The organism is Pseudomonas sp. SIMBA_067 (assembly GCF_046534675.1).
GTDB classification, from domain to species: Bacteria; Pseudomonadota; Gammaproteobacteria; order Pseudomonadales; family Pseudomonadaceae; genus Aquipseudomonas; species Aquipseudomonas putida.
Map to the genome: position 1 here is coordinate 1 of NZ_JAWRYH010000777.1, position 258 is coordinate 258.

The 258-nt window shown below is 61.6% G+C and carries 1 pseudogene; it reads left to right on the forward strand.

Annotated elements, in window-relative coordinates:
- Nucleotides 1-258: pseudogene (locus tag SB765_RS31295) on the forward strand (MFS transporter); the annotation flags it as partial.

The window sequence follows — 258 nt, forward strand, 5'->3', positions numbered from 1 at the left end:
GTCTTGACCACGCCGGGTGTGCGGCCGGTGCTGGCGGTAGTGATCAGTTGGATGCTCGCGCACAATATTCTCTACACCTACATTGCACCGTTCGTGGCACCGGCCGGGTTGGCCGAGCGTGTGGATAGCGTGTTGCTGGTGTTTGGCATCGCCGCGCTGGCGGGCATTTGGCTTACGGCAAAATGTGTCGAGGCGTGGTTGCGCAAGACCGTGCTGGTCAGCCTGGCGACGTTTGCATCCGTGAGTGTGCTGTTCGGC